The 21,396-nt window shown below is 54.3% G+C and carries 22 protein-coding genes and 1 tRNA gene; 11 read left to right on the top strand and 12 right to left on the bottom strand.

Annotation, left to right across the window (positions count from 1 at the left end):
* Positions 1-271: 271 nt before the first annotated feature.
* The 4 genes from TH2_RS13375 to TH2_RS13360 form a co-directional block, all read right to left on the bottom strand.
* A tRNA-Asp gene (locus TH2_RS13375) sits at positions 272-348 on the bottom strand.
* 261 nt (positions 349-609) lie between these two features.
* Complete coding sequence (locus TH2_RS13370; RefSeq protein WP_008890967.1) at positions 610-1,164, bottom strand: hypothetical protein; 555 nt, start codon at positions 1,162-1,164, stop codon at positions 610-612.
* On the bottom strand, positions 1,161-1,655 hold the full coding sequence (locus tag TH2_RS13365; RefSeq protein ID WP_008890966.1) for a response regulator: 495 nt from the start codon (positions 1,653-1,655) through the stop codon (positions 1,161-1,163). The genes TH2_RS13370 and TH2_RS13365 overlap by 4 nt, the downstream gene beginning before the upstream one ends.
* A 284-nt stretch (positions 1,656-1,939) precedes the next feature.
* Positions 1,940-2,413, bottom strand: coding sequence for a deoxycytidylate deaminase (locus TH2_RS13360; RefSeq protein ID WP_008890965.1), 474 nt, complete (start codon positions 2,411-2,413; stop codon positions 1,940-1,942).
* A gap of 285 nt (positions 2,414-2,698) precedes the next feature.
* Here TH2_RS13360 and pyk point away from each other — a divergent pair, with 285 nt between their 5' ends.
* The 3 genes from pyk to TH2_RS13345 all read left to right on the top strand — a co-directional run bounded on the left by pyk (position 2,699) and on the right by TH2_RS13345 (position 6,999).
* Positions 2,699-4,120: a pyruvate kinase gene (gene pyk, locus TH2_RS13355; RefSeq protein ID WP_008890964.1), complete on the top strand. Its 1,422-nt coding sequence runs from the start codon at positions 2,699-2,701 to the stop codon at positions 4,118-4,120.
* A gap of 363 nt (positions 4,121-4,483) precedes the next feature.
* Positions 4,484-6,010 carry a DUF2336 domain-containing protein gene (locus TH2_RS13350; RefSeq protein ID WP_008890963.1) on the top strand — a complete coding sequence of 509 codons (1,527 nt, stop codon included), beginning with the start codon at positions 4,484-4,486 and terminating at the stop codon, positions 6,008-6,010.
* A 5-nt stretch (positions 6,011-6,015) separates the two neighbouring features.
* The gene (locus TH2_RS13345; protein ID WP_008890962.1) at positions 6,016-6,999 is read left to right on the top strand and encodes a hypothetical protein; all 984 of its coding nucleotides are present in this window, start codon (positions 6,016-6,018) and stop codon (positions 6,997-6,999) included.
* 43 nt (positions 7,000-7,042) lie between these two features.
* On the opposite strand, the gene TH2_RS13340 is transcribed toward TH2_RS13345, so the two are convergent.
* The 3 genes from TH2_RS13340 to TH2_RS13330 form a co-directional block, all read right to left on the bottom strand.
* Positions 7,043-7,357: a ribbon-helix-helix domain-containing protein gene (locus tag TH2_RS13340; RefSeq protein WP_008890961.1), complete on the bottom strand. Its 315-nt coding sequence runs from the start codon at positions 7,355-7,357 to the stop codon at positions 7,043-7,045.
* Positions 7,358-7,475: 118 nt separating this feature from the next.
* Positions 7,476-8,057 (bottom strand): DJ-1/PfpI family protein, encoded by a 582-nt coding sequence (locus tag TH2_RS13335; RefSeq protein WP_008890960.1) that lies wholly within the window; start codon positions 8,055-8,057, stop codon positions 7,476-7,478.
* Positions 8,058-8,256: 199 nt separating this feature from the next.
* On the bottom strand, positions 8,257-9,237 hold the full coding sequence (locus tag TH2_RS13330; RefSeq protein WP_008890959.1) for a mechanosensitive ion channel family protein: 981 nt from the start codon (positions 9,235-9,237) through the stop codon (positions 8,257-8,259).
* Between the two features lie 224 nt (positions 9,238-9,461).
* On the opposite strand from TH2_RS13330, the gene TH2_RS13325 reads away from it, so the two are divergent.
* Together TH2_RS13325 and TH2_RS13320 are read left to right on the top strand one after the other, a co-directional pair.
* Complete coding sequence (locus TH2_RS13325; protein ID WP_008890958.1) at positions 9,462-10,361, top strand: OmpA family protein; 900 nt, start codon at positions 9,462-9,464, stop codon at positions 10,359-10,361.
* Positions 10,362-10,531: 170 nt separating this feature from the next.
* Positions 10,532-11,185 carry a hypothetical protein gene (locus TH2_RS13320; RefSeq protein WP_008890957.1) on the top strand — a complete coding sequence of 218 codons (654 nt, stop codon included), beginning with the start codon at positions 10,532-10,534 and terminating at the stop codon, positions 11,183-11,185.
* Positions 11,186-11,279: 94 nt separating this feature from the next.
* Here the strand turns inward: TH2_RS13320 and TH2_RS13315 are convergent, their stop codons facing one another.
* Positions 11,280-11,702, bottom strand: coding sequence for a CoA-binding protein (locus TH2_RS13315; protein ID WP_008890956.1), 423 nt, complete (start codon positions 11,700-11,702; stop codon positions 11,280-11,282).
* Positions 11,703-11,903: 201 nt separating this feature from the next.
* Here TH2_RS13315 and TH2_RS13310 point away from each other — a divergent pair, with 201 nt between their 5' ends.
* Positions 11,904-12,782, top strand: coding sequence for a protein-methionine-sulfoxide reductase heme-binding subunit MsrQ (locus tag TH2_RS13310; protein WP_008890955.1), 879 nt, complete (start codon positions 11,904-11,906; stop codon positions 12,780-12,782).
* Positions 12,783-12,863: 81 nt separating this feature from the next.
* Here TH2_RS13310 and TH2_RS13305 read toward each other — a convergent pair whose 3' ends face one another.
* From TH2_RS13305 to TH2_RS13295, 3 genes are all read right to left on the bottom strand, one after another.
* Positions 12,864-14,834, bottom strand: a complete 1,971-nt coding sequence (locus tag TH2_RS13305; RefSeq protein WP_040823799.1) for a methyl-accepting chemotaxis protein — start codon at positions 14,832-14,834, stop codon at positions 12,864-12,866.
* A 242-nt stretch (positions 14,835-15,076) separates the two neighbouring features.
* Positions 15,077-15,706 (bottom strand): LysE family translocator, encoded by a 630-nt coding sequence (locus TH2_RS13300; protein ID WP_008890953.1) that lies wholly within the window; start codon positions 15,704-15,706, stop codon positions 15,077-15,079.
* A gap of 96 nt (positions 15,707-15,802) precedes the next feature.
* Positions 15,803-16,597 carry an enoyl-CoA hydratase gene (locus tag TH2_RS13295; RefSeq protein WP_008890952.1) on the bottom strand — a complete coding sequence of 265 codons (795 nt, stop codon included), beginning with the start codon at positions 16,595-16,597 and terminating at the stop codon, positions 15,803-15,805.
* A 181-nt stretch (positions 16,598-16,778) separates the two neighbouring features.
* Here TH2_RS13295 and TH2_RS13290 point away from each other — a divergent pair, with 181 nt between their 5' ends.
* The 5 genes from TH2_RS13290 to rpsI all read left to right on the top strand — a co-directional run bounded on the left by TH2_RS13290 (position 16,779) and on the right by rpsI (position 19,992).
* Entirely contained in the window at positions 16,779-17,762 is a 984-nt protein-coding gene (locus tag TH2_RS13290) for a hypothetical protein (protein WP_157194102.1), read from the top strand.
* A 201-nt stretch (positions 17,763-17,963) separates the two neighbouring features.
* Complete coding sequence (locus tag TH2_RS13285) at positions 17,964-18,302, top strand: hypothetical protein (RefSeq protein WP_147419473.1); 339 nt, start codon at positions 17,964-17,966, stop codon at positions 18,300-18,302.
* Positions 18,303-18,440: 138 nt separating this feature from the next.
* The gene (locus TH2_RS13280) at positions 18,441-18,881 is read left to right on the top strand and encodes a PaaI family thioesterase (protein WP_008890949.1); all 441 of its coding nucleotides are present in this window, start codon (positions 18,441-18,443) and stop codon (positions 18,879-18,881) included.
* A 155-nt stretch (positions 18,882-19,036) separates the two neighbouring features.
* Positions 19,037-19,504 (top strand): 50S ribosomal protein L13, encoded by a 468-nt coding sequence (rplM, locus tag TH2_RS13275; protein WP_008890948.1) that lies wholly within the window; start codon positions 19,037-19,039, stop codon positions 19,502-19,504.
* Positions 19,504-19,992: a 30S ribosomal protein S9 gene (gene rpsI / locus TH2_RS13270; protein ID WP_008890947.1), complete on the top strand. Its 489-nt coding sequence runs from the start codon at positions 19,504-19,506 to the stop codon at positions 19,990-19,992. The genes rplM and rpsI overlap by 1 nt, the downstream gene beginning before the upstream one ends.
* 143 nt (positions 19,993-20,135) lie before the next feature.
* Here rpsI and TH2_RS13265 read toward each other — a convergent pair whose 3' ends face one another.
* Positions 20,136-21,299 (bottom strand): alpha-hydroxy acid oxidase, encoded by a 1,164-nt coding sequence (locus tag TH2_RS13265; protein ID WP_008890946.1) that lies wholly within the window; start codon positions 21,297-21,299, stop codon positions 20,136-20,138.
* Between the last annotated feature and the right edge of the window lie 97 nt (positions 21,300-21,396).

Below are 21,396 nucleotides of genomic sequence, written 5' to 3'. Positions count from 1 at the left end.
CGCTCTAACCAACTGAGCTACACCCGCATGGCGTGGCGCGGTTTATATAAGGGGTGGTTCGGTCTGGCAAGGGCTTTTTTGCAAAAAAAAGACGGACCGGAATTTTACCTGGCTGATCGTCCTTGGCAGTCTCGATGCGACACCTGTTTCGCAGCGAAAAGCGGTCGATCCGGGGTGGGGCAGATGTGTAAAAAGCGAGTGAAAAACAAAAAAGCGCCAGCGAAAAGATCGCGGCGCTTATTTTGTACGTCATTCCCAATCAGGGAGGGAATGGCGCGAGGGACGAGACTTGAACTCGCGGCGTCCGGCGTGACAGGCCGGCGCTCTAACCAACTGAGCTACACCCGCATGGTGCGTGGCGCGGTTTTTAGCAGCCGGTCACAGGTGGTGCAAGCGCTTTTTGCCATGATTTTTCAATTTTTAACCGCGTTCTTCCGGCGGTAGAAACCGACCCTGCATCGGGCACGTTAAAGTTCACCTGTCGGGCTTTGGTAAGGCGGGCAGGTGAGGGGGATATGCGGGATTGCTGGGCGCGCATAAGCACTACCTGAGACTGCATTGTGAAATGCTGCCCATTGAGCGAGATCGTCTGCGGTCAAGAGGTGTGGGCTATTCGCGCGGTTCTGCGTAGCGTTCGGTCAGTTTGGTCAGGGCCGCGACAGTTGCCTGTTCGACGGTTGAGCCAAAACCGGTCACGCGGCCGGCCAGAATGACATAAAGCGAGTCGATATGGAGCTGGATCACCAGCAGCTGTTTTTCGTTGGCCGTGGTGCGGTCGGCAACGAAGATTTCCATCGATTTTGCGATCTGGGTCATCAGGGGATACTGGAAGGTGCCGCCCAAGGCCTTGACCGAATAGGCGAGGTCATTTGCCGCGATGATGGCTTCTGGCCGCTTGGGCTTGTCGCGCAGGGCGTTGATTACCAGCTTGCGGCATTCCATCAGGTCCTTGCCGATGTCACGGACAAAGGTCTCGGAGCTGCGCTGCACAACCTGTTCGAGCTCTTCAAGCTGTTCAGGTGACAGGTTGATGTCAAATCCCTTGATGAAGTTGACAGCTTTGCGTTTCAGATCGGTCTGCGCAGGGATGATCTGCACATTCTTCTTTTTCTTAGGTTCTTCCGGCTTCACGATGGCTCCGCTTCCCCAGTCATAATGGGTCATTCGTCAAGGCTCCTACGATCAGGACCATCAAACTGGACCTGTCTGCGACGTCGGTCCGGGCCAAAATACGTTCCAGTGTTAATGAAACGTCTTGGTCGGGCGATGACCGAAACCAGACGGCTGTAAAGTGCCTTGGCGTTAAAGGGTTTGGCAAGAAATTCAGTAATCCCAAGGTCACGTGCCGTCGTCACATAACGCATCTCGGAATGTGCGGTCAGCATAATCACCGGAATGAACCGGTTTGGCGAATTGGTCGAATTGCGCATGACATCGAGGAATTCAAGGCCATCCATACCGCGCAAGCGCCATTCACAAATCACGATATCAATTTTTTCGGTGCGTAGTACGTCAAAGGCATTATTCGGCGATTTTACACGCTGTATATGACTGGCTCCGAGATAGGCGAGCGTGTCATAGACCACCTGAGCTGAAATCTTGTCCCCGTCAACGATCAGAAAACTAATCTTACTAAAGTCTATTTTCGCGTTCATCCGGCCTCGGTTCCTGAGCATCATCACGAAATGCGTCGCTGTTCAGGGGGATACAGCAGCAAATCTAACCAGTTGCTGATGTATAAACCCTTATACCTTTGTCTGGTTTCCAGCAAGGCCAAACCACTCTGTGTTCGGCCCGAAAATCTGACAAATACTGACCCCAAGCCAGTTGAAAAGTTAGAACAAACGACGTTTACGTCTTTTTGTTTTTGATGCTCGCGTCCGGTTTGAACACACCCAATATTGGGCCTTTTTTTTAATAGTAAAGAGGAAGATCTTTTTTATTTCATGGGCTTGGTGACGCCGTCGTCATCAATCACCTTAACGGCAACACCGGACTCCTCGAACATTTCGGTGGATATCTTCATATCCTGTTCCCAGCGTTCAAGAAAGTCCGGGGTTAGTTTTGACTTGTCGACATAGACCTCGGCGATGCCTGCCTGGATAATGGCGCGCGCGCAATCGCAGCACGGAAAGTGCGTTACATATAGGGCGCAGCCGTCAAGTGATGTGCCGGTGTAACTGGCATTATAAATCGCATTACGTTCGGCATGTTCGGTATAGGCGTATTTTTCCGGACGCTGATGGCGGCTTTCGACTTCGTCATCGACCCCGCGCGGAAACCCGTTATAGCCGACAGCACGAATTTCTTTTTTCGGACCGATGACAACTGCACCGACCTGGGTGCTGCGGTCTTTTGACCAGTCTGCAATATGGGCTGCAAGTCCAAGAAAGCGGTGGTGCCATTTGCTCATGAAAAGGGTCCTGTCTGCGCCGTAAAATTGGTCTGTTGGGCATTCGTTTTTGACCGGCAGGTTTCACCAGTACGCGTTCTTTAAAGAAGGTGCTTCTTGTAATTGTCCAGCGAAAAATCACATTTTTGTAAAGGCATTTAATGAAAAGTCCCTGTTCAAATAGGGGCTGATTGATTATTAAGGGGTTACCCCCAGAAAAGATCAGGACGCCTTTTCGTCTCGCCGCAGATGCAGGCCGAAGCGGGAAGGCTCACGTGTAAACCGAATAACAAGAGGTAGTAGCCGATGCGCCGTCAACGTAAGGCGAAGATCATCGCGACCCTGGGGCCGGCAAGTTCAAAGCCAGAAATCCTCGAGAAAATTGTGCAGACAGGTGTGGATGTGTTCCGCCTGAACTTCTCGCATGGGGAACACTCAGAACATCTGGCCCGTTTTGAAGCGATCCGTGTCGTCGAAGAAAAACTCGGCCGCCCGATCGGTATTTTGATGGATCTTCAAGGTCCGAAAATTCGTGTTGGTACCTTTGCCGACGGTGAAGTTGAACTCACCGCCGGTGATACGTTCAAATTCGATATGGACAAGAAGCCGGGTGACAACACGCGCGTGTCGCTTCCGCATCCGGAAGTTTATGCAGCTATCAAGCCGGGTGCGAACCTGCTGCTTGATGATGGCAAGCTTCGCATGCGTGTCGAGAAATGCGACGACAAGTCGGCCGAATGTACCGTCATTACCGGTGGGCCGCTTTCCAACCGCAAGGGTGTCAACCTTCCGGATGTGATGTTGCCGCTCTCGCCGCTGACCGAGAAGGACCGTGCCGATCTGGATTACGGTCTTGAGATGGGCGTTGATTTCGTGGCGCTTTCGTTTGTGCAGCGCCCCGAAGACGTTGCCGAGGCCCGCAAGATCATTCAGGGCCGTGCAGCCATCGTTTCCAAACTGGAAAAGCCGCAGGCGATTGATCACCTTGATGAGATTGTCGATCTGTCGGACATGATCATGGTTGCCCGTGGTGACCTTGGTGTCGAATGCCCACCGGAAGATGTGCCGATCTTGCAGAAACGTATCATCAAAGCGTGCCGCGAAGCTGGCAAGCCGGTGATCGTTGCAACCCAGATGCTTGACTCGATGGTGTCCAATCCGGCACCGACCCGTGCCGAAGCATCCGACGTTGCGACTGCGATCTATGACGGTGCCGATGCCGTGATGCTGTCAGCCGAAAGTGCGGTTGGTAAATATCCGCTTGAAACCGTTTCGATCATGGACCGTATCTTGCGCCGTGTGGAGCAGGACGATCTTTATTACCGTATGCGTGACGCCAACCGTCCGGATCCGGAGCATAACGCCCCGGATGCGATCAGTGCAGCCGCCCGTCAGGTGGCGACCACCATCGGTGCGAAGGCCGTTGTTAACTATACCTCGTCCGGGTCGACGGCATTCCGTGCTGCACGTGAACGTCCGGAAGTGCCAATTCTTGGCCTGACACCGCGGATTCAGACCGCACGTCGTCTGGCCCTGTGCTGGGGTGTGCATCCGGTCTTTACCCGTGATGCGACCAACTTTGCCGAAATGGTCGGAATCGCCACCGAAGTGGCAAAGCGTGAAGAATTTGCAGGACCGGGTGATTCGCTTGTTATCACCGCCGGTGTGCCGTTCGGAACACCAGGTGCGACCAATATTCTGCGCATTGCATGGGTCGGCAATAATTAACGCAAGTGATTGCGTGAAACGATTTTCGATGACGGGCGTCCTTTTGGGGCGCCCGTTTTCATTTGCGCGGACAGCAAGAATTCCGTCGCCGTGCAGGTTTTTCGATGGCGACGGGCAGGAGGGGGCATAGACCCCTGTAACGTTAATGTTTTTTTGAGTCTTTGCGCCGATAGTCATTCTGTAATCAAGGCTCTGTCTATTGATATGTGCCCTTGAGATCGGGTTATGAAAATTAGACGCCTTGTCTGGTTGTGTAACACTGTCAGTTTGGGTTAAGCTGTTCTGACAAAACACAAAAATAAGGTATCGCAAGGCCGATACCGATACGCCGCCAGGCACGGGACCAGGGGAATTACTGCGATAATGCTGAGTTGGATGTTCAATCGGCAGAAAAATGCGGGCGATGGGGGGCTTGATGATAAAGCCTCGGCCAAGCTGCGTGATCTGGCCGACACTGTTCGCACCATCGCACCTGAAACGTTTGGATCTGATACAGGTCGCGTGCAGGGTCGCGCGATTCCCCGCAGACATGTTTCCGAAAATAACGCCGATGCATCGGCCCTTGAACACGCAGCCCGTCTTTCGTCTGAATTGGACACGCTCGACGATGCCGAGGATGTACCTGATTTTGACAGCGACGTGCGCATGGATGTGGCGCGCCGTCTGCGTCGGCATCTGACAGATTTGAGCCCGTCTGAACGACTGGAAATGGTTGACGAGTTCGTTTCGGCGATTGCAAATATGGGCGACTGTTATCGCCCGCAGGTGATTGCGCTGATCGAACAGGAACTGGGCCATACGCCTTATATGACCCGTCAGGCTGCCAACCGTTTGCGTCAGGATATTCAGGCGATTGGCCGGGTATCGATTGCCGATTATATCGAGCTTCTCAGCGATTCCGATTTCCTTGATATCATGCGTGGGCGCGGCGAATTCATTCAAACCGCAGCCGAACGTGAACGCGCCGAGCTCGAGGCCGCTGCCAAGGCCCGTCTGATCGAGCAGCAGGCGGAAAAGGAAAAGGGCGGTTTGTTGAACCGGTTGCTGTCATCTGATGACGCGCCGCGAAACGTCGTGCCGATGACGCCGCATTTTGTTGAAAAGACCACAAAGCCAAAGGCGCCGGAGAACGATATCCTCGGTGGTCAGAATCGCATTTCACGTCAGGCCCAGCGCCGCATTGCCCATTTCATCATGGCGTCCCTGTTTGACACGCTGGTCGAGCAGGGCCGGATGCGGACCGAAGTTGCCCGTGCGTTGCGCCAGTCGGTCCGTCAACGGATTGAAAAGGCCCGTTTTGAAAACCGGATGCTGATGCCGTCGCGTGATAGAGACATGGATGTCGAGATCGCAGACAATGAAATGGTCGACAACGATGTCGTCGAGGCAACAGATGCCAAGATGACGATTGACCAGTATGTGCTTGATGCCCTGTCGCGCAATGATGATGCGCTGGTGGTGCAGGCACTTGCCCATTACGCGCAAATTCGTGCCAATGCCGTTTCCAAAATCCTTGATTCCGGCAGTGCCCGGGCGATCACCGCCCTTGCATGGCGGGCAGGGATGACCGCACCTGCGGCCGTCGTTTTGCAGATCAGCAACGGCATTCCGGAATCGGCAATCGAAAGCCCGGCGGCCGGTGGTCGTTTTGCAATGGCAGCTGCGGATATGGACTGGTACATCGATTTCTTTAGCGACATGAAGCCGGTGGCTTCGCGCATGAAGGTCGAAAAAGAAAGCGAACCTGCGCCGGCGTCTTCACAGACGGCAAAGCCAACCGGCAGGACCATGTCGCGCGGTCAGGCACTTCGACCGCGCAGCGGGCGCAACAGTGGCGGGCTCGAGGGGCTCGTCTCTGACAGGCGGTCCAAAGGTCTCAAAGAGGACTGAGTGCCATGAGCAGCAATCACGGCATCTCTTATGACGGGCTGAAACATGCCCTTACCATCAAGGAAAGCTATCTGTCCGGCGAGCCGCTTACCGTGACCGGGGCGGCCAAACAGCAGCGCCTGTTGATGCCGGAACATTTGCTGAGCAACGACCTTGCCCTGATGCAATATGACGATCCGCTGGCCCTTGCCGTGATCGCAACCAGGGACCCTGAAAGCCCGATGGCCTTGGCTGCCGCGATCCGTATGGGGCCGCATGCCAAATGCAAGGAACTGATCACCGGGGTCTTTGAAGTCGTTTCCGAGGCAACCAAGCATGAACTGGTGGCCGATTGCGCCAAACTTCTGACCAAGAACGCATTCAGCCCCGAAGCATTCCATCTTGTACGTACGCGCGCCTCAAATCACGTTGTGGAGATCCGCGAAGCCTATCGCCGGGCGATGGGGGATAACCTGCGCGCATTGCTGGATGGCAAGATGGCCGCGCGCGAGTTTGTCGAGGAATTCATCGAACTGGCATCAAATGGCAACCTTAGGATTGATATTTATCGCCGTCTGGTGATGAAACTGATGCGTTCTGATGCGGTACGTCCAAGTGTGAAATTCATGCTGCTGGAACGCCTTGATCGTTTCCCGCAGATGGTAAAACTTCAGATCGTCAATGAAGTCAATTCGGCACCCGATACGCCGGAGTACCAGACCCTGAAGCAGGAATTGCGCTGGATCTACGAGGCAAAGCAGAAACAGCAGCTGCCACATGCCCAGCAAAAGCCGATCAATGCATCGGGCAATGCGGATGCATCCGGGCCGCGGATCACTGCGGCCGATCTTGTCGGGCGGTCACAGATCGATTTCGGGGCGGCTGCGGGCATGCATCGCCGCAACAGCATCATCAAACCGGTCGAGCCGACCTTGAAGCGCAATGCGACGCCCAGCATCATGACCAGCGGCGGCTTCAGCACGCGCGAACTTTCTTCCTGGCTTAACTAGGGTTCAGGCCCTGAGCTTTGCTGCCGATGCGCTTGGCGTGTGGTTAGCTCAGCATCTGTGATGTCGCGGTATTTGCCGGGACATGAACATGCAGGCCAGCCTGTTTTTCCAGATATACGGTACAAATCACGCGCACAAGCGATGCGAAATTCGGGATGTCACCACGTTGGGCGACGACCTCGTCGTGGATTTTACCGAGAAACTGCGGGGTGCTGAAACCTTCACCCGCGGCGATTTCATCAAGAATCTGCCAGAAACGCAGCTCCAGGCGCAGGCTTGTAACAACACCATTGATCCGCACAGACCGGCTGACAGACTGATAAAGTTCCGGGTCAGTTCCAGAATAAATCTGACACATTTGAACGCCCTTTCCTGTTTGTGCCGCTGTTACGAGATGTGCAGCGGTTTTCTTTTTGTTTGGCGCAATGGTCGATCAAATGGCGCCCAAACGCAATCACCGTTTGGGCGCCGATACATTACAAATTGATTTCAGTGCCAAGAACCTTGAGGAAAGCCGCCATCCATTTCGGATGTGCCGGCCAAGCCGGTGCGGTTACCAGATTACCGTCGATGCAGGCATCATCAATGGCGATGTCGGCATAGGTGCCGCCGCCAAGTTTGACTTCCGGTGCGCAGGCCGGATAGGCGGAAACCTTGCGACCCTTGATGATATCGGCGGCTGCAAGAAGTTGCGCACCATGGCAGACAGCAGCGATCGGTTTGTTGGCGGCATGGAAATCACGCACCATACGAATGACATCTTCGTTCAGGCGCAGATATTCCGGTGCACGGCCGCCGGGGATGACAAGCGCGTCATAGTTTTCGGCTCGCGCCGTTGCAAAATCGGCATTCAGCGCAAAGTTGTGGCCGCGCTTTTCGCTATAGGTCTGATCACCTTCGAAATCATGGATGGCCGTTGCAACCGTATCGCCGGCATTCTTGTCCGGGCAAACGGCGTCGACATGATGTCCAACCGCAAGCAATGTCTGAAACGGCACCATGGTTTCGTAATCTTCTGCATAGTCGCCGGTGATCATCAGAATTTTTTTCGCAGACATGTTTTATCCTCCCGCTTGTTTTCATTTGCCGCTTTTGGGCAAGGGCAGGGAACTATACGCCTGATACAAGCGGGGCGGGTAACAGCGGACTACTACGTGCGAGGAAGTTGACGTGGTGTACGTTGTGGCACTCGTCGCCCAAACAAAAAAAGAGGCCCGTCTGGGCCTCTTTCGAAATGCGGTTTTGTGAATAAGCAGATCAGCTTTTGGATGCTGTCGGCTTTTTCGCAGCCGTGGTCTTGGCCGTCGTTTTCGATGCTGTCGACCGTGAACGGGTTGCCGGTTTCTTCGCCGCGGTTTTTGCCGCAGGTTTGGTGGCCGGCTTTGCAATGGATTTTGCGGTGCTTGCGGTTTCTGCACTTTCGATGACGTGCAGGTCGCGCTGCGGGAACGGAATAGAGAAACCAGCCGCTTCGAGTTCCGTTTTCGATTTACGGGTCAGATCGAAGAAGGTCGGCCAGAATTCACTGGTCGCAACCCAGCCGCGTGCGGTCAGATCGACCGAGCTTTCGCCAAGGGTGGCGACAAAGCTCATCGGTTCCGGATCCTTCAGTACGCGTTCATCGGATGCGACAAGGTTTTTAAGAAATTCGAGGGCCGCATCAACGTCGTCATCATAGGCAATGCCAACCTTGATATCGAGGCGGCGGGTTGGGTTGCGCGAATAGTTTTTGATCGCGCTATTCCAGATTTGCGAGTTCGGCGCAGAAATAAACACACCATCCGGCGTTTTGAGCAAGGTGGTAAACAATGTTATTTCAACAACGGTGCCTGAAATCGAACCAGCTTCGATAAATTCATCAATTTTGAGCGGACGCAGGATAAGAATCATGACACCGGCGGCAATATTTGATAGTGTACCCTGCAGGGCAAGACCGATTGCCAGACCAGCGGCACCGAGAACGGCGATGATGCTGGTTGTTTCAACGCCGAAGTTCGACAGAACGGCGACGATTACGAAAATCAAAATCACGTAACGTACAATGCTTGATGCAAGCGGCTTTAAAGTCGCATCAACAAACTTTGTACTCTTTAGGGAATGGCGGACCAATGCAGCCGCCCGGCCGGCGACCCACCAGCCAACAATGAGTATCAGCACAGCGCCAAGCAAATCGAGGCCAAAGCCCAGTGCAAATCCTTTAAGCATTTCTGTGATGGTCGCTACATCGGTTTCGATCATTTGAACCTCGTCCGCTTCGTGTCATAATTGTGTTGATTGCTAACCATACTTCTGTATGAGAGGATTAACATTACAGTTTTGAGTGTGCTTGAAAAGTAGGACGCCAACACCATTTTTTACAAATGACTGGAACAAACCAGAATTCTGTTCGTTTAAGACCATAATTCCACCATCATTGGTGTAAAGTATTAGCTGAAGAACAACCTTAATGACAGGGGTAAGACATGCAGATCAATCCGAAAATTCTTTGTGCTCTTGGTGGCGTTGCGCTTCTAAGTGCATGTAGCAGTGTGGACAACAGCGGCACCGCGGTACCTTACGGCGGTAACCCGTTCACCTACAGCAGCTCGGTCTCGTCTGCGCTCTCGTCCGAAGAGCCGACCACTGACTTCGGTAAAGCGCTCAAGGCCGAATATCTTGCATACGCACAGCGCGAAGCTGACGAATGGTATGACTTCTTCGATGCCGACTTCTTTGCGAAGAAAGCCGGTCGCGTAAGCGGTAACACCATCGTTCTTCCGGAAGATCCGGCAAACTGGCGCTTCTCTGATGAGGAAATTGCACAGAAACGCGCCGTCCGTGACGAACTTCTGGCCCTGCTTGATGATGGCAAACGCGATGCGATGCCGGCCACTGCGGCCGTTGCACAGTCTCGCTTTGACTGCTGGATCGAGGAAAGCGAAGAAGGTTGGCAGACCGAGCTGATCAGCCAGTGCTGGAAAGATTTCGAAGCCGCAATGTCTGAGCTGCGTGCAGAACAACCGGCCGTTGTTGTAGCCCCGGTTGCAGCTGCTGAGCCGCGTTTGTTTACCATCTTCTTCGATTTTGACAGCGTTGCGATCACCCCGGTTTCCGAGCGTGTTCTTGATGCAGCTGCTGAGCAGTGGGCATCCTCGATGGGTGACATCACCGTCGTTGGTCACGCTGATGCCGCCGGTCCGGCAGCCTACAACCTGCGTCTGTCCGAGCGTCGTGCCGCAGCAGCCCTTAGCGAGCTGACCGGTCGCGGTGTGAAAGGCGACATGGTTTCGCAGGATGCTGTTGGTGAAGGCGATCTTCTGATCCCGACTCCGGATGGTGTTCGCGAGCCGCGTAACCGTCGTGTGACGATTTCTGTCGACTAATCACCGACATTTACCAAATCTTTGGCAACGAGGTGGCATTATGCCACCTCGTTGTTTTTCTATGTGGTTTTGACGATCTGGCGATTTTTCGCGGAAACAGGTGTTGAATTTGGGATTAATGTGAATAATCTCTGGATTGTATTCCTGATTTAAGTGAGAGGCGGGGACAAATGCTGAAGGCCATCAAGACGGTCTTTTCGCGGCGCTCGGGGGGCGTTGCTCTTGCAGTTGCCACACTGGCAGTTGCAACCATGTCGGTCTTGCCGACTGCGCGCGCGGCAGACAAAACACCGGTCGTTCCGTTTGAACGTTATTTCGCTGACTTGCGCGGCGACGGAAAGACCCTGCGTTTCAATGCGTTCTCTGGTGAAATTCCGGGCACGCGAATCAAGGAACTTCTGCGTTCAGGCCAGGTCATCGGGGATCGTATCCTGCTGGCAGAGGATGTCGCGGTTTATTTCCCGGATGGTTACATCGTCCAGTCGCAAACGAACTTTGCGAAATATGTGCCGAAATACGGTGTGAAGCCGAGTGAGGTTTCCGGTCGTGACGATCTGGTTGAAAATCCGCGTTATGCCCTGATCAATCGTTTCGATGTTATTTTGGGTCGTGAATGCGCACGCACCGAATACGCCAATGGATTTGCAGCCCTTCGCATCAAGCCGGATGGCGTGATGTCGCTGGTGCTTGAAACAGCCGGTCACTTCGACACGATTGTTGATGAGCAAACCACGGCATACACCGTGACCAGTGCCGTGCAGCCGGTCTTTATCGGCAACCAGGGCCTTGTTCCGGATCTGATTGCGCAGTGCGGGCTCAGCTAAGCTTTTCAAAGATGTTTTGAAACGACAAAGGCACCGGATGATCCGGTGCCTTTTTTGTTGTTGTAATGCGATGGCGTCCTTTCGGACCTGTGTTTTACGACAGGCGCGGCAGTTCAATTGCCGGGCAGCGATCCATGACCGCGGTCATGCCGTTTGCCTTGGCCTTCGCACAAGCCTCTGGATTGATCACGCCAAGCTGCATCCAGACCGACTTTGCACCGATTGCAATGGCGTCATCGACGACGCCAGCCGCGTCTTCGCTGTTACGGAAAATATCGACCATATCGACCGGATCGGCGATATCGGAAAGTTGTGCCACAACAGTCTGACCGTGAATGGTGCCGCCTTCCTGACCGGGATTGACCGGAATAACTCTGTATCCCTGATCAAGCAGGAACTTCATGACCCGGTTTGACGGGCGTTCCGGCTTGGGGCTGGCGCCCACAAGCGCGATGGTCTTTGTCGTTTCCAGAAGCGTTTTGATTTCCGGATCGGTGGGATTTTGAAATTCGGCCATTTGGGTTCATCCACTTCGGGTGATCACTGTGTATGAATGTTATATGAGTGGTGGCTTCCTGCAACGTTGATATGCGTCACTAAGCATATCATGGGCGTGCGAATGGCTGCCCTCGCGGAAAGTTGATGGCAATTTAAGTGACGGCGACCATCAAATGCTTTTTGACTGGGGGATCGGCGAAACCTGACAGGGTTATTTTGTATGTATCCATGGCTTGATCCATCCGGGCGGTTTTCCTTTTTCAAACTGGCTGTCTTTGTCGCACTTCTTGTACCCGGCATCGTGTTGTTGTGGCCGGTCATTGCCGAGGGCGGGGCAACCATCCCGGTCAAGGAAGCCATTCTGGAAAGCGGTGAATGGACCATCCGGATATTACTGATCACGCTTCTGGTCACACCGCTTCGCCGAATTACCCGATTTTCAAAACTGGTACAGGTGCGCCGCCAAATTGGTGTGGCTGCCTTTTGCTATGTGATGATCCATTTTGGCCTGTATGCGATCAGCCAGAACCTTGATCTTGGCCGCATTGCCAGCGAGATCGTTTTGCGGATTTATCTGACAATCGGGTTTGTTGCCCTGATTGGGTTGGCGGTTTTGACCGCGACGTCCACCAAATCAGCGATGCGCAGACTGGGGGCCAAGTGGGGGCGCCTGCATAAACTGGTCTATCCGATTGCGGTGCTGGGCGTGGTGCATTTCTTTTTGCAGTCCAAGGTCGATGTCAGTGAAGCAACCCTGATGGCCGGGATGTTTGTCGGCCTGATGCTGTATCGCTTTGCGCATTGGCGGGGATGGTCGCTTAGATCAGCTGTGACTTTGTCTGTCATTGCGGCTGTTGCCGGGTTGGCAACAGCCGGAATTGAATATGCCTGGTATGCCTTGGCGACCGGTATTCCGGCCGATCGCGTGGTTGCAGCCAATCTTGAATGGATGTGGCCGTTGCGTCCGGCATGGAATGTGGTGTTGGCTGGTGTCGCGATCAGTGTGATTTCTTTGTTCGGGCGAGATAAACCGGTACGGATCTGGATTGCCCGGCTCGTTGGCAATAACAGCGTCACCGCCGAGGCGTCATCGCGTTAAGTGGCATAACCCGCTATGTCTGCGGTTTCGTGAAATTCCGGTGCACCGTCGGCTGACTGACAGTGGACCGGCTTGGTGTGATTATTCCGAGCGAATCTTGCTCAGGAAGTTGTTGGTTTCGCGACGCAGATTGACCGAGTATTCCATCAGTTCATGGGCCGATTTCAGAACCGTATCGGCACTTTCGGTCGACCGTACAGCGGCCGCGCTGACCAAGCTGATACTTTCGGTCACACCGCTGGTCCCGACAGAAGCATTTTCAACACTGCCGGAAATCTCCTGAGTCGCAGCGCCCTGTTCTTCGACCGCCGCCGCGATGGCGGATGCGCTTTCATTAAGTTCACCGACAATATCGGTGATCTCGTTGATTGCGGTCGAGGACAGCTTCGTCGCGTTCTGGATGCTTTCGATTTGCTCGGAAATTTCCTGTGTCGCGCGACTGGTTTGGGATGCGAGGTTTTTGACCTCGTTGGCGACAACCGCAAAGCCCTTGCCAGCTTCGCCAGCACGGGCGGCCTCGATCGTGGCATTCAGGGCCAGAAGGTTGGTCTGGGCCGCGATGTCGTTGATCAGGGCGATGACATCGCCGATACGTGCAGAGGCCTCAACAAGGCCATCCACTGTTTCGCGCGTGCTGGTTGCCTTGTTCGAGACATTGGCGGCCACCTCGCTTGAATGGTTGGCCTGACGGCTGATCTCCGTGATGGAGGCAGACAGTTCCTCGGACGAGGCCGCAACGGTCGCAACGTTGTTCGAGGCATTTTGCGCGGCATCCATGCCGATCTTTGCCTGTTGGGTCGTTTCATCAGCCGTGCCGGACATGACGCGCGATGCGTCATCCATGTCGCGTGCCGCGTTTTCAAGGCCGTCGATGATGGCACCGACCGTATTTTCAAACTCGTCGGCAAGCTTGCGGCCGAGAGTCTTTTTCTCTTCCTCGTTTCTCCGACGCAGTTCTTGTTGTTCGGCCTCAAGGCTTTTCATGCGCTGTGCGTTGGTCTGGAAAATGGTGACCGCGCTGGCCATTTCGCCGATCTCGTCCTTTTGGTCTTTTGCCGGGACTTCGGTATCGAGTTCGCCGCCAGCGATCTTGTTCATGGCTGCGGTCATGGCCCGGATCGGATGAGAGATCGACCGGTTGACGCTAAAGGCGATCAGAAGTGCGACCAGAAGGGTTACAACACTTACGCCCAGTGACAGGGTGGTGGCGTCGTTGATGGCACTTGCAAAGAAACTGCGATCAATGCCCATGACGACAATGCCAAGGTTCTGGCCGCTGAAATCCGTGATCGGGCGCGCCATCAGGGCCAGTTCGGTGCCCTCGGCATCCTTAGGTGCAAGGATCTGTTCGCCGTCACGTGCCGCGGCAAGTGTGGGCGATGCGATATCAAGGAAGCCTTCGGGGAAGGTTGAGGCAAAGACTTCAAAGGTGCCGTCACGGTCAATCAGAAGGGCGGCATCGGTGTTGGAGTGTGCCTTGAAGTTTTCAAAGAAGGCCGGACCAAAGGATAATCCAAATTCGACCGAGCCGACATGCGTCCCATCGTTGAAAACAGGCGTGACACCGCGCATGCCAAGACCGGCAACACCGACTTCCAGGCCGCTGATGGGTTGTTGTTTTGTATTGGTTTCGACCACTGTCTTGCGGAACGAAGACAGATCGTCGCCGAATTTATCGAGCTTATGAACCCTAAGGAACGAGATCGCCGGAGCCTTATGGAACTGGAACTGACGCACACCATGGTTTTCTTTGAGTTCGGCGAAGCCGGGGCCGAAAATGTCAGCCAGCGTATCACGGTCATCTTCCGCCATGGCTTTCTGGGCGGCGGGGATGGTTGCGGCAAAATCCGCCATCGCGAGCGCACGGGCGGCTTCCATATCCAGCGCACTTCGCAACTTTTCGAAATTGACGCGCAGTTCGCGTTGTTCAGCACCTGCGACAATGTCACGTTCAATGGAAAGATTGATAAGCCCGATCACCAATGCCGTCGCAAAGGTTATAAAGATCATCGCGATACTTAGTCGCGGACCTATTTTCAAAGATTTCAGCATGTCCACACTTCCCCGCCTATCTATTGTTTTTCTTAGAAGAATTATAAATATTCATTCTTCTGAAGACTTGCGGAGATCATCTAAACTCAACTTTGAGTTTATGTGAATACCAAAAAATACGGGTATTTATATATCTAAAGGTTATAATATTGCGGTAAATATAGGAAAACCTCCAAACAATTGCCTGAAGCAAATTTTTGACGATTGGAGGAGGCGACGGTCTTTTGGGCGGGGAGGGCCGCTCAGCCCGCTGCGCGGCGGGTGAGGGCAGTCAGTAATCCAGCACCAATCATCACCCCGCCACCGATGCGTGTCAGGCGACGCAGGGCGGATGGGTGGCGGAACCGTTCACGCAGCGCACTTGCCATTACCGCCCAGATCGCAACGTTGATCGCAGCCAATATGACGAACGTTGCGGTCATAATCGTGAACTGAGGTAAAAGTGGATCACCGGCTGTCACGAACTGCGGCACAAACGCGATGAAGAAAACGATGCCCTTGGGGTTCAGGGCGGTGACGATATAGGCCTGCAGGAACATGCGCGACGGACGGTTGCGTTTGGCATCCGGGTTGTCATGCAGGGCTTCGGGCTTTTCGCGCCACATCTTGATGCCAAGATAGATCAAATAGGCCGCCCCAACGAGTTTTAGCACGGTAAAAGCCTCTGCTGAGGCCGCGAGTAACGCACCAGCCCCGGCGAGCGAGATCGTCATTGCGGTGAGATCGCCCAGTGCCACCCCCGGAACCGTTGCCCATGCAGTTTGTTTGCCCTTGCCCAAGGCATAGCTGACGACAAGCATGATGGTCGGGCCGGGAATGGCCAGAACCACAGCGCAAGCAAAAGCAAAGGCAAGCCAGATTTCAAACGACATGGGGCGTACTCCGAAAAAGGTACCTGTTGACAGAATGCGTCATTCCGAAGGGTTTGCAAATACCATCATAAGGTAATCTACCCGATATAGGGCAGTCTATTCGTGGCGCCAGCTCGGATGGCGCTTTTCGATAAAGGCGCCGATCCCTTCGCGGGCGTCATGTTTTTGCATATTCGCGGTCATGACGTCGGATGCATAGGAATAGGCCTGCGACAGCGGCATTTCGAGCTGTTTGTAAAATGCCTGTTTGCCAAGCCGGACCGTCATGCCCGACCGGGCGGCAATCCCGGCGGCCAGGGCATTGGTGTGTTCTTCAAGTTCCTCATCCCCGACCACGTCTGACACCAGTCCCATGGAAAAGGCGGTTTCGGCATTAATCGGATCGCCGGTCAGAAGCATCCGCATGGCATGTTTGCGGGCAATGTTGCGGCTAAGTGCGACCATCGGGGTAGAGCAGAACAAGCCGATATTGACCCCCGGGGTGGCGAACTTGGCGCTGTTGGCGGCAACAGACAGATCGCAACTGGCGACAAGCTGGCAACCGGCTGCTGTTGCCATGCCGCGCACACGCGCGATGACGGGTTGCGGCAGACTGACAATCGTCATCATCAGGTCGCTGCATTGCGTAAACAGGCTGGCATGCTGATCACATTCGGTAATGCCATTCATTTCCTTAAGGTCGTGGCCGGCACAAAAGACAGGACCCTCTGCTGCCAGAATGACACATCTGACGGTGGTCTCCTTGGCGATCTTGTCAAACGCGTCCTTAAGGGCCGTCATCATCGCACCCGACAGGGCATTACGGCGTTTGGGGTTGTTCATCGTCAGGGTGACAAAGCCGTCATTGTCTGTGCGTGTGACGAGCTCTGGCTCGGTTGTGGAAACGGTCATGGCGGGCCTCCCGGATGGCTGTATGTGTTTGACGTTTTTTGATTTTTAAAACACGGTATACCGTAGTAGAATTACACGCAAAGGGTTAGCGGCCTGTGCCAATAATAAAACCCTGGGGATGTGCCGAATGTTATTCTGTCTTTGCCTGATCAATAAAAATTAATTCGGCAAGTGGTTGTGCATGAGTAAAGATTTCCCAAATCGGCGGGGGCGGGCACCGGGGCGTTTTGTTCCGACCCGGACAGTCCGTGAGTCTGTGCGGCTGACAAAACCCGTGCGTGAAACGCCCATCAAGCGGTTTGACAGCAAGGACATGATGGAACGCGATCTTGAAAGATATCGCGCAGAGGCCCGTGCACGTCTTTTACAGAACGGTTTTGATATTCCAGCCTTTCTGATGCCCAAGCCCAAGATCAATCCTGAAGACGAGGACGCAGGTGATGCACCCGATCCTGTCATCGAGGAGGATCTGCGTCCGCCTGCCATGATCGGGCCAAAGCCAACCATGCCGGTTAAGAGTGAAAAGCTCTCCGATGTCAAAAGTTCGGTTGCTGCTGCCGCGGCAAAGGTCAAACCTAATCGCCATGTCTATGTCCCGGACAAGGCAAGCGGGCTTGTTTCGATGTTCCTGCCAGACGATAGCCAGCTGAAATCTGGTGCATCAGACGCGGCCGGCGCAGCGGGCGGACAACTCGTGCGACCGCAGGATCGTGCCGCCCATGAAGCTGCCCAAAGGGCTGCCATCGACAAGGAACGCAGCGCCTATGACGACTATGTCGATAGCCTGAATGGCGGTAAGACATTGCTTGATCGGACTCGGGAAAAGGATAGCCAGGGCAGTAATGTTGGCAATGATATTGCAGGCCGGGTAGACGACCTGAAAGAGGCCGAGGTCCGAAAGTCCCGCATCAATCTGCCAGATAGCGAAGACAACTGGGCCCTGCATGAAGACCTTGATGCCAAGCGTCAGGCGATTTTGCAAAAGCAGGGAAAGTCGGCGGGATCTGCAAAAGGGCAATCATCGAAGGGGCGTAAACAGCCGGGTGAACCCTTGGGCTTTAACAAGATGATCGCGCGGTTGGCAGCCTACATGATTGCTGCGGTGGCTGTGGGCTATGTGCTGGTTCTGACGGTCAACGAATTTTCGGCAATTCTCGGCAGATAACACAGATAACAAACTATTGCCGAACGATTGCCTTAATCCCCATGTATCAGTGAGGAATTCGGTGGTGTGACGTCAGGGCCGTCTGGGCCTTGTACGTTGCGCAACGATAAGAACAAGGTACGGGGAAGACAGAGCGAAATCATCCGAGGCGGGGCCGCCGTGATCATGGCATGATGGAAATGATGCCGGGATCAGGGCGAAATGACAGTTCACCCTGTTGCAGGAGGCAGCAATCGATGCTGTGAAGTCGCCATGATGTATGACGAAACCGGTCAGGAAGGCCGTCAGCCTGTTTACTTGCCAGAGAACCGCTTTCACTGGGCATCCAACGACGAAGTCGACAAACCGCTGCGTGATCTTTCGCGTGGGCCGGTTCACGCCCGTTTCAGGCAAAAATCTGATCCGGGGCCGGGTATGTCGCCCGGTGAGTGGATGCGTGAAAATTTGCCTGGGCTCGGCGCAACGGCGATTGCGGCAATCGTGATCCTGTGTGTCGTGGTGGCGATCTATACCGATGTGGCCGGGATTTTGACCCGCTAGTGGTTGGGGATCTGATGTCCTCTAAAAGCAGTCTGTATATGCGCAAACTGTTGACGTTAACGTAAACGTTATGTCAGGCTATCTCCCTGAAACAAAAATGCTGCGTCAAAGCAGCTCCAGAGGGAGGCCATCCAAGCCATGAACAGTTCCGTGACCCGGACCGGCGTAACGCCAGCCGACTTTGATGCCATCATGCGCGAGAAGGTGCCGTTTGTCGGCGATATGGATGTCAGGACCGAAAGCCTTTCAGGCGATACCGCAATCCTGCGCCTGCCATTCAAGGAACGCTATCTGCGTCCGGGCAATGTGGTGACCGGGCCTGCGATCTTTGCGCTGGCCGATATTGCACTGTATGCCGTGGCATGGCTTGTCGTCCCCAAGGCGGATCTGGCGGTAACAACCGAGGCGACAGTGCATTTCCTGTCCGGGGCAAAGCCCGGTGATCTGATTGCAGAGGCCAAAATCCTGAAGGCGGGCAGGCGGCTTTTGATTGCCGAATGCCATATTCGATCTGCCGTTGATGACAGCCTTTGTGCGCATGTGATCGGGACTTATGCCATGCCACCGGCCGAAAAATAGGCCAAATTGGTGTGGTAAAATAATACCGCTATAGCTAAGCCATTGATTTAATGCGAAATATTCCTGTTGTTTTCCTGTTGGATGCTGGCATAATGCGCCGACTTTCAACGAGGGAACATTCCCTCCGTGGAACCCAGTTTTCGAGTATAGAAATAATGAAAACCTTCACTGCGACACCGAGCGACATCGAGCGCAAATGGTTCGTGGTCGACGCAGAAGACGTCGTCCTTGGCCGCCTTGCAGCCGTTGTTGCCAACCGTCTTCGTGGTAAACACAAAGCGATGTTTACCCCGCACATGGATTGTGGCGATCACATCGTCATCGTCAATGCCGAAAAAGTCAAACTGACTGGCCGTAAACTTCAGAACAAGAAGTTCTACTGGCACACCGGTTACCCGGGCGGCATCAAAGAACGCACCATGGACAAGCTCCTGAACGGTGAGCATCCGGAACGCGTCATCATCAAAGCTGTTGAGCGTATGATGAGCCGTGGCCCGCTGCGCAGCCAGGTTCTTTCCAAACTGCACGTCTATGCTGGTACCGAGCATCCGCATGAAGCTCAGAAGCCGGAAGTCCTCGACGTAGCGGCTATGAACGAAAAGAATAAGCGGAGTGGCAAATAATGGCCGACACCAAAACTCTTGAAGATCTCAAGGATCTGGCACAGGGCGGCGAAGTTGCTGCTGCTGCAGAAGGCACCCTGCCGGAGCCGAAGATCGACGCACAGGGCCGTTCCTATGCAACCGGCCGTCGTAAGAACGCAATTGCACGCGTCTGGATCAAACCGGGCTCGGGTAAAGTCACCGTCAATGGCCGTGAGTTCGAAGACTACTTCGCACGCCCGGTTCTGCGCATGGTGATCAACCAGCCGTTCGGCGTAACCAATCGCAAAGATCAGTTCGACGTTGTCTGCACCGTTTCCGGTGGCGGTCTTTCCGGTCAGGCCGGTGCCGTTCGTCACGGTATCTCCCGTGCACTGACCATGTTCGAGCCGGCACTGCGTCCGTCACTTAAAGCTGGTGGGTTCCTCACCCGTGACTCGCGTGCTGTTGAACGTAAAAAATACGGTCGCGCCAAAGCTCGTCGTAGCTTCCAGTTCTCGAAACGTTAAGTCGTTTTCGGGCACAAGGCTCGCGATACTGTTTGGAAAAGCGTCACCCTCGGGTGGCGCTTTTTCTTTTTGCGTAAGCCAATAAAAAAGCGGCGTCTTCATTCAGAAAGACGCCGCTTTTTGTTTCGTATCAAGTCTGTTGCTTATTGCCAGCGGTCCGAGAAATCGCGCGGGATCATCAGGATGTCGCGATCGACTTTTGTGACGTCCGTACGTCCACACAGCGCCATCGAGACTTCAAGCTCCTTTTGGATGAGCTCAAGCGCCTTGGTCACACCGGCTTCGCCCATCGAACCAAGGCCATAGACATAAGCACGGCCGATATAGGTGCCCTTTGCACCAAGTGCCAAGGCCTTCAGCACGTCCTGGCCAGAACGGATGCCGCTATCAAGATGGACTTCGATCTTGTCACCAACCGCATCCATGATCGCCGGCAGTGCCCGAATAGAGGACAGGGCGCCATCAAGCTGGCGTCCGCCGTGGTTGGAAACGATGATGGCATCTGCGCCGACATTCAGCGCCTCGAGCGCATCGCGCGGATCAATGATCCCCTTGATGATCAGCGGCCCGTCCCACATCTTGCGGAATTCGCGAATGCGATCCCAATCAAGGGATACATCGAACGCTTCGGCGGTCCAGGTGCTCAGCGATGACGCGTCGGCAACACCCTTGGCATGGCCGACAATGTTGCCAAAGAAGCGCCGCTTGGTGCCGAGCATGCCAAGGCCCCATTGGACCTTGGTCATCATGTTGGTAACCGATTTGAAAGTCAGCTTGGGCGGGGCGGACAGGCCGTTTTTCAGATCCTTGTGGCGCTGGCCCAGCATCTGAAGATCGACCGTGATGACCGCGGCTGAGCATTTGGCGGCTTTGGCGCGGTCAAACAGGCGCTTCATGAAGTCGTCGTCTTTCAGTGTGTAAACCTGCAGCCAGAATGGCTTGGAGGTGTTTTCGGCGACATCCTCGATCGAGCAGATCGACATGGTCGACAGCGTGTAGGGCACGCCGAATTTCTCTGCCGCACGCGCAGCCTTGATCTCGCCATCAGCGCTTTGCATGCCTGTCAGTCCGACCGGGGCAAGGGCGACGGGCATGGACACATCCTGACCAATCATCTGGCTTTTGGTGGTGCGCCCGGCCATGTCGATTGCGACCCGCTGACGCAGGTGGATTTCCTGAAAATCGGTGGTGTTTTCACGGAATGTCTGCTCAGTCCAGCTTCCGGATTCTGCGTAATCGTAAAACATGCGCGGTGTGCGCCGTTTATAGATGCGTTTCAGGTCTTCGACGCAGGTAATCACTGGCATGAGGTCAACTCCGAATAAAATGTGCCTTGTATTGGTAATACCACTTTCCGAGGTTGTCGCAAACCGAATTGAAAATCAGCTTTTGAGTCATTGTTTT

The sequence above is a fragment of the Thalassospira profundimaris WP0211 genome (genome assembly GCF_000300275.1).
GTDB classification, from domain to species: domain Bacteria; phylum Pseudomonadota; class Alphaproteobacteria; order Rhodospirillales; family Thalassospiraceae; genus Thalassospira; species Thalassospira profundimaris.
This window is presented reverse-complemented; position numbering and strand designations above follow the sequence as displayed.

Coding starts and splice junctions, on each gene's coding strand:
- rpsI (WP_008890947.1), top strand. CDS start 19,504: ATGGCCGACACCAAAACTCTTGAAGATCTCAAGGATCTGGCACAGGGC.
- TH2_RS13305 (WP_040823799.1), bottom strand. CDS start 14,834: ATGCTGAAATCTTTGAAAATAGGTCCGCGACTAAGTATCGCGATGATC.
- TH2_RS13300 (WP_008890953.1), bottom strand. CDS start 15,706: ATGTCGTTTGAAATCTGGCTTGCCTTTGCTTTTGCTTGCGCTGTGGTT.
- TH2_RS13265 (WP_008890946.1), bottom strand. CDS start 21,299: ATGCCAGTGATTACCTGCGTCGAAGACCTGAAACGCATCTATAAACGG.
- TH2_RS13360 (WP_008890965.1), bottom strand. CDS start 2,413: ATGAGCAAATGGCACCACCGCTTTCTTGGACTTGCAGCCCATATTGCA.
- TH2_RS13320 (WP_008890957.1), top strand. CDS start 10,532: ATGCTGAAGGCCATCAAGACGGTCTTTTCGCGGCGCTCGGGGGGCGTT.
- TH2_RS13285 (WP_147419473.1), top strand. CDS start 17,964: ATGACAGTTCACCCTGTTGCAGGAGGCAGCAATCGATGCTGTGAAGTC.
- TH2_RS13365 (WP_008890966.1), bottom strand. CDS start 1,655: ATGAACGCGAAAATAGACTTTAGTAAGATTAGTTTTCTGATCGTTGAC.
- TH2_RS13330 (WP_008890959.1), bottom strand. CDS start 9,237: ATGATCGAAACCGATGTAGCGACCATCACAGAAATGCTTAAAGGATTT.
- TH2_RS13345 (WP_008890962.1), top strand. CDS start 6,016: ATGAGCAGCAATCACGGCATCTCTTATGACGGGCTGAAACATGCCCTT.
- TH2_RS13335 (WP_008890960.1), bottom strand. CDS start 8,057: ATGTCTGCGAAAAAAATTCTGATGATCACCGGCGACTATGCAGAAGAT.
- TH2_RS13370 (WP_008890967.1), bottom strand. CDS start 1,164: ATGACCCATTATGACTGGGGAAGCGGAGCCATCGTGAAGCCGGAAGAA.
- TH2_RS13315 (WP_008890956.1), bottom strand. CDS start 11,702: ATGGCCGAATTTCAAAATCCCACCGATCCGGAAATCAAAACGCTTCTG.
- TH2_RS13295 (WP_008890952.1), bottom strand. CDS start 16,597: ATGACCGTTTCCACAACCGAGCCAGAGCTCGTCACACGCACAGACAAT.
- TH2_RS13310 (WP_008890955.1), top strand. CDS start 11,904: ATGTATCCATGGCTTGATCCATCCGGGCGGTTTTCCTTTTTCAAACTG.
- rplM (WP_008890948.1), top strand. CDS start 19,037: ATGAAAACCTTCACTGCGACACCGAGCGACATCGAGCGCAAATGGTTC.
- TH2_RS13350 (WP_008890963.1), top strand. CDS start 4,484: ATGCTGAGTTGGATGTTCAATCGGCAGAAAAATGCGGGCGATGGGGGG.
- pyk (WP_008890964.1), top strand. CDS start 2,699: ATGCGCCGTCAACGTAAGGCGAAGATCATCGCGACCCTGGGGCCGGCA.
- TH2_RS13340 (WP_008890961.1), bottom strand. CDS start 7,357: ATGTGTCAGATTTATTCTGGAACTGACCCGGAACTTTATCAGTCTGTC.
- TH2_RS13325 (WP_008890958.1), top strand. CDS start 9,462: ATGCAGATCAATCCGAAAATTCTTTGTGCTCTTGGTGGCGTTGCGCTT.
- TH2_RS13280 (WP_008890949.1), top strand. CDS start 18,441: ATGAACAGTTCCGTGACCCGGACCGGCGTAACGCCAGCCGACTTTGAT.
- TH2_RS13290 (WP_157194102.1), top strand. CDS start 16,779: ATGAGTAAAGATTTCCCAAATCGGCGGGGGCGGGCACCGGGGCGTTTT.